Here is a 13381-nt window from a genome sequence, read left to right as displayed (position 1 = left end):
ATGGAGCGCTATCCCGACATCGAGATCTACCTGGCCAAGGCCGATATCCCACACATTGAGGCTTGGCTACGCGACGCCCTCGATGCCACCCCGTTCAAGTCTGCAGGCAAGCGAAAATGGCGGAGCCGAGGCCAATGCAACCAGGCGGAGGTGCCTGTATTGCTAGTGGAAGCGGTTGCCGACGGCTTCGCCACCCTATGGTTCGACAGCGACGCCACCCCTTGGCCCAGGGATACGGATTGTGCCCGTGACGCCGCGAAGCACTTGGCCTGCGAGGTTCGTTGTTCCCTCGGTGGCTGGCAGCCCGGTGATGATCCGGATCGCTTCTGGCAGGTTCTGCCCGACGGCAGCGAAGGCGCCATCAATTGGCCCGATTCGGGACAGTAGTCAGCGCCAAAACGAACACACCCTACCGCAGGGGCAGGGTGTGTTTTCGAACAGAGTAATATCTCGAGAGCGGGCAGGTGCAGCCGCTTCGCTCAGGTTATGACGGTGACATCATCTGCTTGCAGACCCCTCTCGTTGGCCACCACGTAGTAACGCACCTTCTGACCCTCGGCCAGCGTGCGGTGCCCCTTGCCACGAATGGCCCGAAAATGCACGAAGACGTCTTCCCCACCATCGCGGGTGATGAAACCGTATCCCTTGTTGACGTTGAACCATTTGACCTCGCCGATTTCACGGTCGTCGTTTTCGACGTCGGCTATCGTTGCCAGGCGTGGTGAGAACGTATGCATGGCGAGAGTGGCAGTGAGCAAAAGCAGAAAAACCGCCAGCCCTGTCGCGATATAGACCGGTGCCATGCCGACGCCGGCCAGCATGTTGGAAACATCACCGCCAAGCAGCATGACGAACAGAGCAATCAGAAGCGGAGCGGGGATGGCGAACAGAAGGCTGACGAGACTACAACGAAGTATGACCTTGCGATTCATGGACCTCTATTTCTCTTGTTGTGATACAAACGAAAGCCACGGTGTGCTGTGCATACCGGGCAATGACCAAAGGTGTCGCGATGAACGGCAACACGCAGCGCAGCGATTCTACCATGACCAATGACAATACGCTTGACAGGCTGGAAAAACGCCTGGAAGCCTTGGAAAGCCGCCTTGCTTATCAGGAGCATTGGCTGGACACGCTGGATCAAGCCGTGGCGGGACAGGAACGCAGGTTAACGCAGCTTGAGCGTTTAAGTGAACTGTTACAGTTGCGGATACGCGAGCAGCATCAACTATTGCAGACCCAAAGCGGTGGGCCCGGCGAGGAAGACTATCGGCTGGAGGATGAGATACCTCCGCATTATTGAGGTTCTGGAAGGTAAGCCCGGCCCCAGGGCGACACGCATTGGGCCAGGCTTACAGGAGGGAGTTAGGTCATCGGGGGCTCGGCAGGCAGGTCATCCAGGTATCGCTCCGCATCGAGCGCTGCCATGCAGCCACTGCCCGCCGAGGTAATCGCTTGGCGATAGACGTGGTCCATGACATCACCAGCGGCGAATACCCCCGGCACGCTGGTAGCAGTGGCGTTACCGTCGAGCCCGGACTTGACCTTGATGTACCCCTCGGCCATGTCCAGTTGCCCTTCGAAGAGACCGGTATTCGGCGTGTGACCGATGGCGATGAATACGCCAGGCACCGAAAGCTCCTTGGTCGAGCCGTCCTCGGTGGACTTGAGGCGCACGCCAGTGACGCCCGAGCCATCACCCAGCACTTCTTCGAGAGTGTGGTTCCATTCTACGGCCATGTTACCGTTATCGACCTTCTCGAACAGCTTGTCCTGAAGGATCTTCTCGGCACGCAGGCTGTCTCGCCGATGCACCAGGGTCACCTTGGAGGCGATGTTGGAGAGGTACAGTGCTTCTTCAACGGCCGTATTGCCCCCACCGACCACAACGACCTCTTGGTTGCGATAGAAAAAGCCATCGCAGGTCGCACAAGCGGATACCCCCTGCCCCATGAACTGCTGTTCGGAAGGCAGCCCCAGATAGCGTGCGCTAGCGCCGGTAGCAATGATCAACGCATCGCAGGTGTAGGTGCCGCTATCGCCCTTGAGCGTGAATGGGCGCTGGCGCAGCTCGACTTCGTGGATATGATCGAACTGGACCTCGGTATCGAAGCGCTCGGCATGCTTGCGCATGCGCTCCATCAGTTCCGGCCCCTGCACACCCGCATCGTCACCCGGCCAATTATCGACATCGGTGGTGGTGGTCAGCTGGCCGCCGGCCTGCATGCCGGTAATCAGCAACGGCTTGAGGTTGGCCCGCGACGCATAAACGGCAGCGGTATATCCGGCAGGACCGGAACCGAGAATAATCAGGCGTTCGTGGCGGACTTCACTCATGGAGACCTCTTCTTGCAATGGACACCGCGACCGCGGCGTCAGCAGTAACGACAGATTTATGAACTGGGGTCTGGACTCGCCGGGTACAAGATCAGACCGCAGTTCACATGACCGCAAGATTGCCTAAACGATAAAGGGCGACCCTTGGGTCGCCCCGTCAGACCGAAGGCTTACAGTTCCTTCGAGTACTCACCCAGGTACTTGGCAACGCCTTCAGCGTTGTCCTTCATTCCTTCCTTACCTTCGTCCCAGCCAGCCGGGCAGACTTCGCCGTGCTTCTGGTGATGCTTGAGCGCCTTGACCATGCGCAGCATCTCGTCGACGTTACGCCCCAGCGGCAGGTTATTGACGGTCTGGTGCTGAACGACGCCTTCCTCGTCGATCAGGAAGGAAGCACGCAGTGCCACGCCGGCTTCCGGATGCTCGATACCGTAGGCCTGGGTAATTTCGTGCTTGACGTCGGCTACGATCGGGAAACCGACTTCACCGATACCGCCTGCGTCGGGAGATGTCTTACGCCATGCATAGTGGGTGAACTGGGAATCGATGGAGGCACCGATGACTTCGACACCGAGTTCCTTGAACTGCGCCAGACGATTGTCGTGAGCAATGATCTCTGACGGGCAGACGAACGTGAAATCCAGCGGCCAGAAGAACAGCACACGCAGCTTGCCATTGCTGTCGGACAGCTTGAAGTTCTCGACAATAGTACCATCGCCCAGTACAGCGGCGGCTTCGAAATCAGGTGCCTGGCGGCCAACCAATACACTCATGCGGATCTCCTTGTTTAAGATATTCACTAGGGGGTGAATGAAGACGGGAACCGAGAGTACCCCTCGGCTCCGGATTTTCCAATTTGATTAGACTAATGGCGAATATAGGCAATGTCTATCAAGCATCATTAATAAAACCTATCTCCACCACCCTGAGGCTAGGCTCTATCTATAACCTGTAGCCGCTGACCTCGGCTCAGAGTACGTCATCATCACGCCCGAGCACGACATCCGTCAGTTCCCCCGAGTGAGGCGCAACAGCAATCTCGATCTGTATCGGCGCACAGCACAGCGGGCAGTCCTCCCAAGTGCGATGTGTTCCCTGACTTACATCGATCGCCAGATCAAAGGGAGTGCTACAGTAGGGACAGTTCACCTCACGTATCGTGAGTAACTCTTCGTGCATGGCATGCTCCCGGGTCAGCCAATGACATCAAGATGAGGTTGCACGACTCCATTTTCAATGACATTGCTCTAGCTTTTCTGACAGGCAAGGTCAACCGCCATCCATCCGAGGTGGCAGATCGCGATTACGCTGGCCGATGCTTGAAAACTGCACCTATCATGACCATGTGAGTAGAGACAGGGACATGTCGACAATTACCGCCCGAGACCAGACTCTTGTGGTCGTCCCGGGAACCTGACATGCGGGCGGACTAGCGACCCACATGCCGGAGCGGGCTAGCCATGGTGGAGCGCGATCCGGCAGCAAGGACAGAAGAGGAGGAGTTCCATGAGCGCCGAAGACACGCCGAATACCTTGAGTACCCTCGATGCCGGGGGCAAAACCTACCATTACTACAGTCTCCCCAAGGCCGCCGAGGCACTGGGCGATATCAAGCGGCTTCCCTTCACGCTCAAGGTCCTGCTCGAGAACCAACTGCGTTTCGCCAGTGAGCCCAGCGTCTACCGTGAAGACATGCAAGCCTTGGTGGACTGGCAGAAGGAAGCCCGCTCTACGCGAGAGATCGGTTATCGTCCGGCTCGTGTATTGATGCAGGACTTCACCGGCGTTCCCGGCGTGGTTGACCTCGCCTCGATGCGCGACGCGGTGCAGCGCCTGGGCGAAGACCCGGCACGCATTAACCCGCTGTCGCCGGTAGACCTGGTGATCGACCACTCGGTCATGGTCGATCATTTCGGTGACGCGTCATCGTTCAAGGACAACGTGACCATCGAGATGGAGCGTAACCACGAGCGCTATGAGTTCCTGCGCTGGGGACAGCAGGCCTTCGACAACTTCCGCGTTGTACCACCGGGCACCGGGATTTGCCATCAGGTCAACCTGGAGTATCTGGGCAAGGCCGTATGGACCAAGGACGAGGACGGTAAGTCCTACGCCTATCCCGATACATTGGTGGGCACCGATTCTCACACCACGATGATTAACGGCCTGGGCGTCCTGGGCTGGGGTGTTGGCGGTATCGAAGCCGAGGCCGCCATGCTCGGCCAGCCAGTATCGATGCTGATTCCCGAAGTCATCGGTTTCAAGATCACCGGCAAGTTGCGCGAAGGCATTACCGCCACCGACCTGGTGCTCACCGTTACCCAGATGCTGCGCAAGAAGGGAGTGGTCGGCAAGTTCGTCGAGTTCTACGGGGATGGCCTCAAGGACATGCCGGTCGCAGATCGAGCGACCATTGCCAACATGGCGCCGGAGTATGGCGCAACGTGCGGTTTCTTCCCGATCGATGAGCAGACGCTGGATTACATGCGCCTGACCGGTCGCGATGATGATCAGATCGCGCTGGTCGAGGCCTATGCCAAGGCGCAAGGACTATGGCGCGAACCCGGCCACGAGCCGATCTACACCGACACCCTGCAGCTCGATATGGGCGAGGTCGAAGCCAGCCTGGCCGGTCCCAAGCGTCCTCAGGATCGCGTCGCCCTGACCGATATGAAGCTGACCTTCGAAAAACTCATGGACGGTGAAGCTTCTGATGCTTCGGCCCAGGCCCAGGCCCGCTGGCAATCGGAAGGCGGCCAGCCGGCGGACTACGATCAGCACAGCCATTTCGAAAACAACGACAGCCAGGTCTGCGAGATGAACGGCGAATCGTTCAAGCTCAACCCTGGCGCGGTGGTCATCGCTGCCATCACGTCTTGCACCAACACGTCCAACCCCAGCGTGATGCTGGCGGCCGGTCTGCTGGCGCGCAAGGCCACCGAAAAGGGCCTGTCCACCAAGCCGTGGGTCAAGACCTCGTTGGCGCCTGGCTCCAAGGTAGTGACCGATTACCTGGCCGCAGGCGGCGTACAGGAGGATCTCAACAAGCTCGGCTTCAACCTGGTGGGTTATGGCTGTACAACCTGTATCGGCAACTCCGGTCCGCTGCCCGAGCAGGTCGAAAAGGCCATCGATGCGGGTGACCTTACGGTCGCCTCGGTACTGTCCGGTAACCGCAACTTCGAGGGCCGTGTCCATCCGCTAGTCAAGACCAACTGGCTGGCCTCGCCGCCGCTGGTGGTAGCCTATGCGCTGGCCGGCAATGTGCGCCTGGACCTAACGAAAGAGCCGCTCGGCAACGGCAAGGATGGCAACCCGGTCTACCTCAAGGATATCTGGCCATCCCAGGCAGAGATCGCCGAAGCCGTGGAACAGGTCAAGACCGACATGTTCCGCAAGGAGTACGCCGAAGTCTTCAATGGCGACGAGACCTGGCAATCGATCAAGGTGCCGGAAAGCAAGGTCTACGAGTGGTCCAAGGATTCCACCTATATCCAGCACCCGCCATTCTTCGATGGCATGGGCAAGGAGCCGGAACCGGTCGAAGACATCAAGGATGCCCGCGTGCTGGCCATGCTCGGCGATTCGGTGACCACCGACCATATCTCGCCGGCCGGCTCGATCAAGCCAGACAGCCCTGCCGGTCGCTACCTGCAGGAACACGGCGTGCAGCCAAAGGACTTCAACTCCTATGGCTCACGGCGCGGCAACCACGAAGTCATGATGCGCGGCACCTTCGCCAACGTGCGTATCCGCAACGAGATGCTCGACGGCGTCGAGGGCGGCTACACCCGCCACGTGGTGACCGGGGAGCAGATGGCTATCTACGATGCCGCCATGAAATACGCCGAGGACAACACGCCGCTCGTCGTAGTCGCTGGCAAGGAATATGGCACCGGTTCATCACGCGACTGGGCGGCCAAAGGCACACGCCTGCTCGGCGTGCGTGCAGTCATCGCCGAATCCTACGAGCGTATCCACCGCTCCAACCTGATCGGCATGGGTGTGTTGCCGCTGCAGTTTCCCGAAGGCGAGGATCGTAAGTCGTTAGGCCTGACCGGTGACGAGACCTTCTCCATCGAAGGGCTTGGCGAGCTCGATCCGGGCGGCACCGTCCGCGTGGTGATCAAGTCCGATAAGGGCGAGAAAGCCATTGACGCCACCTGCCGCATCGATACCGTCAACGAAATGGAATACTACCGTCACGGCGGCATTCTGCATTACGTGCTGCGCAGCATGCTGTAAGCGTGAGAGCGCCGGGTATCCCCCCCGGCGCATTCAGCTCATCCTAAAAAAGACACCTCACCGCGAATTTGCGGTGGGGTGTCTTCGTTTCCGTTAGAGCCGAATAATCGTTACGAGCGATGACCAGACAAGGCGACGCCAGACGAGGGTGCGGAGTTTACTTTATTCAATGAGCAGTCCGAGTCTGGCTTCAATACCGTATGGTCGAACGTAGTCGATTCCTACACCCTAGAAGGCGCGGCGGCGATACCCCCGATACCGCGGATACCAGAAGTTCCGCTCGATCGCCTCCCACAGTACTTCGTCACTGGAGCGCAGCGCCACGCCCTCCTCCTGGGCCTGCTTGGCCACAGCGAAGGCAATGGCCTTGCTGATCTCGCGAATGTCTCCCAGCGCCGGTAACAGTGCGCCCTCACCGTTTTTGACAATGGGCGCCCCGTTGGCCAGTGCATTGGAGGCCGCCATTAGCATGGCATCCGTTACCCGCGTGGCGTTAGCCGCTACCACACCGAGACCAATGCCAGGGAAGATATAGGCGTTGTTACACTGGGCAATAGGGATACTGCGATCGCCAACCTGTGCCGGCGGGAACGGGCTACCGGTAGCGACGAGCGCTTCGCCGTTGGTCCAATCGAGGATGTCCTGCGGCTTAGCCTCGACGCGTGAGGTCGGGTTGGACAGCGGCATGACCACCGGGTTAGGACAGTTCTCATGCATGGCCCGGATGACCGACTCGGTGAACAGGCCAGGCTGGCCCGACACACCGATCAGCACAGTGGGATGGGCATTACGCACCACATCCAGCAAGGTCGTTCCCGGCCAGTCGTCGACTTCGCTCCGCGTATGGGCCAGGCGCTGCTGGAAGTCGTAGAGCCCCTGCATGTCGTCGGTGAGCAGGCCATGACGATCGACCATGTAGATTCGACGACGCGCCTCTTCTTCGCTGATACCTTCCTCGGTCATGGCCACAATGATCTGTTCGGCAATGCCACAACCGGCCGAACCGGCACCCAGAAAAGCAACGCGCTGATCGCTGACCTTGACGCCACGCGCCTTGCAAGCGGCCAGCAACGTGCCCACACAAACCGCCGCGGTACCCTGAATGTCGTCATTGAAGCAGCACAACTCGTCGCGATAGCGCTCGAGCAACGGCATAGCGTTAGTCTGGGCGAAATCCTCGAACTGCAGCAGCACATTCGGCCAGCGACGCTTCACTGCTTGCATGAACATGTCGATGAATTCAGCGTACTCTTCGTCACTGACGCGCGGATGGCGCCAGCCCATGTACATCGGATCGTCAAGCAAGGCCTGGTTGTTGGTACCCACGTCGAGCATGATGGGCAGCGTATAGGCTGGGCTGACCCCACCACAGGCGGTATATAGCGATAGCTTGCCGATGGGAATTCCCATACCGCCTATCCCCTGATCGCCCAGCCCCAGGATGCGCTCGCCATCGGTCACGACAATGACCTTGACCTTATCCTTGGTCGCACTACGCAGAATGTCGTCCATGTGTTCACGGTCGGGATAGGAGACGAAGATACCGCGGTGATTGCGGTAAATATTCGAAAATTCCTCGCATGCCTCCCCTACAGTCGGCGTGTAGATGATCGGCATCATCTCTTCGAGATGTTCCTCGATCAAGCGGAAGAATAGCGTCTCGTTGTCATCCTGGATCGAGCGCAGATAGATGTGCTTGTCGAGGTTAGTGGTGTTCTGCCGATACTGGCGATAGGCCCGCTCGACCTGCTCTTCGATGGTCTCGACATTCTGTGGCAGAAGCCCGACCAGGTTGAATTCAATGCGCTCTTTCAGCGAAAAGGCACTGCCCTTGTTGAGCAGCGGCATTTCCAACAGTGACGGACCGGCATAGGGAATATACAGGGGACGTTTGGCTTGCTCGCTCATGTCTCGGCTCGTAATGGTGCGAAGGTGAATGGGTGACTGCCGAACCAACGGTGCGTGGATACGCTCCAGGCGTCGAACGATGTATTCTGCGACTAGATTAACATGCTTGCCGATGATGAGCGCAGCGTGCACCCAGCTTCCAAGCTCGGGCCTCGGTCGCTATGGTTAACGATTACGGTCAGCGAAGAGTCAACCGCCTTTCAGGAGCCGGCATGCGTACGTTCTACCATAACGATCAGGCCCTGCATCATCCGCACAGCTACTTCTCGCGCGGCAAGATGCGTACACCGCAAGAGGTACCGGCACGCATCGATCCGTTGCTGGCGGCCGTGGCATCCTTGGGCATTTCAGCCGAGACACCCGGCGATACCGGGATGGGCCCCATCGCTGAGGTGCATACCCAGCCCTACCTGCGTTTTCTGGAAAGCGCTCATCGCCGATGGCCCGAGGATTGGGGCGACGAGGTCATGTCCAACGTCTTCGTACGCGAGCCCAACGCTCTACGCGGCGTACTCGCCGAAGCCGGCCGCTACCTGGCCGATGGCAGCGCGCCGCTAGGCAAGCATACCTGGCAGGCCGCTTACGCTTCGGCACAGAGCGCCGTTGCTGCCGCTGATGTTCTGGCCCGAGGCGAGCGACAGGCCTATGCACTGTGCCGTCCGCCGGGCCACCATGCACGCGCCGATGCAGCGGGCGGGTTCTGCTACCTCAACAACGCAGCCATCGCCGCCCAGCGGTTGAGCCATCATCATTCGCGCATCGCGATTCTCGATACCGACATGCACCACGGCCAGGGTATCCAGGAGATTTTCTACTCCCGTGATGATGTGCTCTACGTTTCGATTCACGGTGACCCGACCAACTTCTACCCCGCTGTCTGCGGGTTCGAGGACGAGCGCGGCCAAGGGCCCGGCTATGGCTACAACCTCAACCTGCCAATGCCTCATGGCGCCTCGGAAATGGAGTTCTTTGCCCGGCTTGATGAGGCCTGCCGCGCCATTGCCCTGTATGCCCCGGACGCTCTGGTTCTGGCTCTGGGATTCGATATCTATACCGATGATCCTCAGGCCAAGGTCAGCGTCACTACGGAAGGTTTCGCCCAACTCGGCCAGATCATCGCCGAGCTTGCGCTACCGACCTTGGTGATTCAGGAAGGTGGCTACGCGGTGGACAGCCTAGAAACGAACGCACAGGCGTTCTTCCGCAGCCTGCTCGCCTGAAGCGACGACGCCCCGGCAAAGAGCCAGGGCGTCCAGAGCCGAGTGACGTATGCTCAATTGCTGCGCGCCAGGGGCTGTGCAGGACGATTGAAGAACCATGGCCGCAGCTTGACGCCCAGAATGTTTCCGGCAAAGGCCGCCACCAGCCACAACCAGCCATGCAGGCTGCCCGATGCGATACCTCCGAAGTAAGCGCCGATATTGCAGCCGAATGCCAACCGAGCACCGTACCCGAGCAACAACCCGCCAATGACCGCAGCAATGGCCGAACGTAGCGGGATGTTGAATTTCGGAGCGAACCTGCCTGCCAGCGAGGCTGCAATCAACGCGCCCAGAATGATGCCTACATTCATGACAGTTGTGATATCGGTCCAGATACTTGCCTCTAGCGCAGCAGCATTGCCGGGTGACTGCCAGTAACCCCAGCCGTTGACATCACCGCCCAGCGCCTCGAAGCCCTTGGCTCCCCAGAGGGCGAAAGCCGATGTGATACCCCACGGGCGACCGGCCAGCGCCAGAGTGATGAAGTTGAGCAGCGCCAACGCGACCGCCCCGAACAGCAACGGCCATGGGCCTCGTAGCCAACGTGAGCGGTTGTTCTCCACTTTAAGTGCCGATTCCAGCTGGCCATGGCGACGCCGTTCCATGATCACGGTGGCGATGGCAATCAAGGCGAATATCACCAAACTGACAGCGATACCGCCACCAGCACCGAACACCTCGACCAGCGATGTCGGCTGAAAGGCCGGTAGGCTCTGCCACCAGGTAAAGTGCGCCGTACCGACCAACGATCCGACGATAAAGAAGGCCAGCGTGATGAGCATGCGGGCATTTCCACCGCCGACCGTAAACAGCGTGCCGGAAGCGCAACCGCCCCCTAGCTGCATCCCCAGGCCAAACAGGAACGCTCCTACCATTACCGACACACCAATTGGTGCGACGTAGCCCGACACCGGAGTACCGAACAGCGTGCCCGCCGCCAATGCAGGGAAAAACAGCACGACAGCGACAGCCAGCATGACCATCTGTGCACGCAGCCCTCGCCCTCGACGTTCACTGATAAAAACTCGCCAAGCACCGGTAAAGCCGAACGCGGCATGATACAGCACCATACCGAAAGCCCCGCCTACCAGCATGAGTGCAGCCAGTCGTGGGCCAAAGGCGGCCCCCAGCGCAACAACACCTACCAACAGTACGCCGACACCCAGCAACGCAGCAGATGCTGGACGGCGAGGCGTCAATGTCATGTCAGTCATGCAGACCCTCCTATGCAAGCTGGCTCGCCTGAGCCAGATTGGCCAAAGCCTACCTTTTTACTCAGGCATAGAGAAATGCATAAGAACAATCGTATTGATTCCCAAAATGAATAAGTAGCACTCATACGAAAAAGGCGCCCGAAGGCGCCTTTGGCAGTACATGACAATCGTTAGATGAAGCGCCCCAGACCCACCGCGTGGCGCAGTTTGTCCATGAACGGCGCTGCTTCGGCACGGGCACGCTCAGCGCCCTTGAGCAACACATCCTCGATATGGCCGGGGTCCTCCAAGAGTGCCTGGTAGCGCTCGCGCGGCTCGCGCAGATGGGCATTCAGATACTCGAAGAGTTCGTTTTTGGCGTCGCCCCAACCAATGCCGTCGCGATAGCGCTGACGCATGGCCTCTGTATCTTCCGCCGTGGCGAAGGCCGAGTAGATCTGGAATAGCGTACAGGAGTCGGGATCCTTCGGCTCGCCGGGCTCCAACGAGTTGGTCTTGATCTTGCGCACCAGCTTGAGCAGCTTCTTCTCGGAAACAAACAGCGGAATGGTGTTGTTGTAACTCTTGGACATCTTGCGCCCATCAAGCCCACCCAACACCTCGACCTTTTCGTCGACCACCGCCTCGGGCAACGAAAAGTACTGTCCCTTGAAGAGGTGGTTGAAGCGGCCGCCCATGTCACGTGCCATCTCGATGTGCTGGATCTGGTCGCGTCCCACCGGCACCTTGTTGGCATTGAACATGAGAATGTCGGCGGCCATCAGTACCGGATAGCTGAACAGGCCCATGGTCACGCCCTTGTCCAAATCCTGCTGGCCCGCGGCCTCATTATCGGCCACAGCGGCCTTATAGGCGTGCGCCCGGTTCATCAGCCCCTTGGCGCAGACGCAGGAAAGCATCCAGGTCAGCTCGGGAATCTCGGGAATGTCCGACTGGCGATAGAAGATAGCATTGTCGGTATCCAGACCCAGCGCCAGCCAGGTGGCAGCTATCTCCAGGCGTGACTCCTGAACGCGCTTGGGATCCTGGCACTTGATTAGCGCATGTAAATCCGCGAGGAAGTAGTAGGACTGGACATTGGGGTCCTGGCTGGCGTCGATCGCCGGTTTGATGGCACCGACGTAGTTGCCGAGGTGCGGCGTGCCGGTAGTCGTGATACCGGTAAGAACGCGAGTTTTTTCCATGAGTAGGCGTATCTACGTAAGCGAGGGTAAATTACGCCTAGTGTACAACGTTGGCGCTTTTTAAAGCGACCGCCGGCCACAGGCCGGCGGAATGGCTCACTCTATCTCGCTACGCGGATCAACATTTTCCAGGCCGAAGGCCTCGGCCACCGCCGGATGAGCAATCTTACCGGCGTGCACGTTGAGACCAGCCAGGAAGTGAGGATCATCGGCCAGCGCCTGCTTCCAGCCCTTCTGCGCCAGAGCGATGACAAACGGCAGGGTGGCATTGGTCAATGCCTGGGTGGAGGTGCGTGCCACCGCCCCGGGCATGTTGGCCACGCAGTAATGCACGATGCCATCGACAACATAGGTGGGTTCGGCGTGGGTCGTGGCCTTGCTGGTCTCGAAGCAGCCGCCCTGGTCGATGGCTACGTCGACGAGCACGCTACCGGGACGCATCTCGCCAAGTTGTCCCCGGGTGATCAGCTTGGGCGCAGCGGCACCGGGCACTAATACTGCACCGATAATCAAATCGGAACGGTGGATCGCTTCGTCCAGGGCGTCTGATGTCGAATACACGGTACGAAGCCGGCCCTGGTAGCGATGGTCAAGCACTTCCAGGCGTGCCAGTGACTTGTCGAGTACCGAAACCTCGGCCCCTAGCCCCAATGCCATACGCGCGGCATTCTCACCGACCACGCCGCCACCGATGACGGTAACGCTGGCCGGTGCTACCCCCGGAACGCCGGGTAATAGCACACCCGAACCACCCTGAGCCTTTTCCAGGCTATGTGCACCAGCCTGCACGGCCATGCGCCCCGCCACCCGGCTCATCGGAGCCAGTAACGGCAAGCCGCCGTCACGATCGGTGATGGTCTCGTAAGCGATGCAAGTCGCGCCGGACTCCATGAGCCCACGAGTCAGGTTTTCCTCGGCGGCCAAGTGCAGATAGGTAAATAGGGTCTGGCCTTCTCCAAGCCTGGCAACTTCATCGGGCTGCGGCTCCTTGACCTTGACGATCAGTTCGGCGCTACGCCAGAGCGTGTCGATATCCTGTTCGATATCGGCGCCAGCGGCCTGGTAGTCGCCATCGGGAAAGCCCGATCCCTCGCCAGCCGAAGCCTCCACGGTCACTTGATGACCACACTCGACCAATTCGCGTACACCGGTGGGTGTCAGGGCGACGCGATATTCATGGTTCTTGATTTCCTTGGGAACAGCGATCTTCATGACCCCTCCTGCACACGAT

Annotated in this window: 12 protein-coding genes; 4 read left to right on the top strand and 8 right to left on the bottom strand. The window is 59.4% G+C overall.

Annotated elements, in window-relative coordinates; translation table 11 throughout:
* Positions 1 to 387, top strand: coding sequence for a hypothetical protein (locus tag F568_RS0115110; RefSeq protein ID WP_019019591.1), 387 nt, complete (start codon positions 1 to 3; stop codon positions 385 to 387).
* Between the two features lie 92 nt (positions 388 to 479).
* On the opposite strand, the gene F568_RS26100 is transcribed toward F568_RS0115110, so the two are convergent.
* Positions 480 to 932, bottom strand: a complete 453-nt coding sequence (locus tag F568_RS26100) for a cold-shock protein (RefSeq protein ID WP_019019590.1) — start codon at positions 930 to 932, stop codon at positions 480 to 482.
* An 80-nt stretch (positions 933 to 1012) separates the two neighbouring features.
* On the opposite strand from F568_RS26100, the gene F568_RS0115100 reads away from it, so the two are divergent.
* On the top strand, positions 1013 to 1303 hold the full coding sequence (locus F568_RS0115100; protein ID WP_019019589.1) for a SlyX family protein: 291 nt from the start codon (positions 1013 to 1015) through the stop codon (positions 1301 to 1303).
* A gap of 62 nt (positions 1304 to 1365) precedes the next feature.
* On the opposite strand, the gene trxB is transcribed toward F568_RS0115100, so the two are convergent.
* The 3 genes from trxB to F568_RS0115085 form a co-directional block, all read right to left on the bottom strand.
* Entirely contained in the window at positions 1366 to 2337 is a 972-nt protein-coding gene (gene trxB / locus F568_RS0115095; protein WP_019019588.1) for a thioredoxin-disulfide reductase, read from the bottom strand.
* Positions 2338 to 2507: 170 nt separating this feature from the next.
* Entirely contained in the window at positions 2508 to 3110 is a 603-nt protein-coding gene (locus F568_RS0115090) for a peroxiredoxin (protein WP_019019587.1), read from the bottom strand.
* Positions 3111 to 3306: 196 nt separating this feature from the next.
* Positions 3307 to 3516, bottom strand: coding sequence for a zinc ribbon domain-containing protein (locus tag F568_RS0115085; RefSeq protein ID WP_019019586.1), 210 nt, complete (start codon positions 3514 to 3516; stop codon positions 3307 to 3309).
* Positions 3517 to 3843: 327 nt separating this feature from the next.
* Between F568_RS0115085 and acnA the strand changes: the two genes are divergently transcribed.
* Positions 3844 to 6582, top strand: a complete 2739-nt coding sequence (acnA, locus tag F568_RS0115080; protein WP_019019584.1) for an aconitate hydratase AcnA — start codon at positions 3844 to 3846, stop codon at positions 6580 to 6582.
* 228 nt (positions 6583 to 6810) lie between these two features.
* Here acnA and F568_RS0115075 read toward each other — a convergent pair whose 3' ends face one another.
* Positions 6811 to 8490, bottom strand: a complete 1680-nt coding sequence (locus F568_RS0115075; protein WP_019019583.1) for an NAD-dependent malic enzyme — start codon at positions 8488 to 8490, stop codon at positions 6811 to 6813.
* A gap of 212 nt (positions 8491 to 8702) precedes the next feature.
* On the opposite strand from F568_RS0115075, the gene F568_RS0115070 reads away from it, so the two are divergent.
* Positions 8703 to 9710: a histone deacetylase family protein gene (locus F568_RS0115070; protein WP_019019582.1), complete on the top strand. Its 1008-nt coding sequence runs from the start codon at positions 8703 to 8705 to the stop codon at positions 9708 to 9710.
* A gap of 53 nt (positions 9711 to 9763) precedes the next feature.
* On the opposite strand, the gene F568_RS0115065 is transcribed toward F568_RS0115070, so the two are convergent.
* The 3 genes from F568_RS0115065 to ald all read right to left on the bottom strand — a co-directional run bounded on the left by F568_RS0115065 (position 9764) and on the right by ald (position 13362).
* Positions 9764 to 10966, bottom strand: coding sequence for a YeeE/YedE family protein (locus F568_RS0115065; protein WP_019019581.1), 1203 nt, complete (start codon positions 10964 to 10966; stop codon positions 9764 to 9766).
* Between the two features lie 170 nt (positions 10967 to 11136).
* Positions 11137 to 12150: a tryptophan--tRNA ligase gene (locus tag F568_RS0115060; protein WP_019019580.1), complete on the bottom strand. Its 1014-nt coding sequence runs from the start codon at positions 12148 to 12150 to the stop codon at positions 11137 to 11139.
* 96 nt (positions 12151 to 12246) lie between these two features.
* On the bottom strand, positions 12247 to 13362 hold the full coding sequence (ald, locus tag F568_RS0115055; protein WP_019019579.1) for an alanine dehydrogenase: 1116 nt from the start codon (positions 13360 to 13362) through the stop codon (positions 12247 to 12249).
* Between the last annotated feature and the right edge of the window lie 19 nt (positions 13363 to 13381).

The organism is Modicisalibacter luteus DSM 23508, assembly GCF_000378505.1.
In the GTDB taxonomy this organism is placed as follows: Bacteria; Pseudomonadota; Gammaproteobacteria; order Pseudomonadales; family Halomonadaceae; genus Modicisalibacter; species Modicisalibacter luteus.
The sequence above is the reverse complement of the archived record's forward strand: the minus strand, read 5'-3'. Positions and strand labels throughout refer to the sequence as shown.

Bases quoted from the DNA above. Each gene is read 5' to 3' on its own strand.
- F568_RS0115060 (WP_019019580.1), bottom strand. From the start codon at position 12,150: ATGGAAAAAACTCGCGTTCTTACCGGTATCACGACTACCGGCACGCCG.
- acnA (WP_019019584.1), top strand. From the start codon at position 3,844: ATGAGCGCCGAAGACACGCCGAATACCTTGAGTACCCTCGATGCCGGG.
- F568_RS0115110 (WP_019019591.1), top strand. From the start codon at position 1: ATGGAGCGCTATCCCGACATCGAGATCTACCTGGCCAAGGCCGATATC.
- F568_RS0115065 (WP_019019581.1), bottom strand. From the start codon at position 10,966: ATGACTGACATGACATTGACGCCTCGCCGTCCAGCATCTGCTGCGTTG.
- ald (WP_019019579.1), bottom strand. From the start codon at position 13,362: ATGAAGATCGCTGTTCCCAAGGAAATCAAGAACCATGAATATCGCGTC.
- F568_RS0115075 (WP_019019583.1), bottom strand. From the start codon at position 8,490: ATGAGCGAGCAAGCCAAACGTCCCCTGTATATTCCCTATGCCGGTCCG.
- F568_RS0115100 (WP_019019589.1), top strand. From the start codon at position 1,013: ATGAACGGCAACACGCAGCGCAGCGATTCTACCATGACCAATGACAAT.
- F568_RS26100 (WP_019019590.1), bottom strand. From the start codon at position 932: ATGAATCGCAAGGTCATACTTCGTTGTAGTCTCGTCAGCCTTCTGTTC.
- trxB (WP_019019588.1), bottom strand. From the start codon at position 2,337: ATGAGTGAAGTCCGCCACGAACGCCTGATTATTCTCGGTTCCGGTCCT.
- F568_RS0115070 (WP_019019582.1), top strand. From the start codon at position 8,703: ATGCGTACGTTCTACCATAACGATCAGGCCCTGCATCATCCGCACAGC.
- F568_RS0115085 (WP_019019586.1), bottom strand. From the start codon at position 3,516: ATGCACGAAGAGTTACTCACGATACGTGAGGTGAACTGTCCCTACTGT.
- F568_RS0115090 (WP_019019587.1), bottom strand. From the start codon at position 3,110: ATGAGTGTATTGGTTGGCCGCCAGGCACCTGATTTCGAAGCCGCCGCT.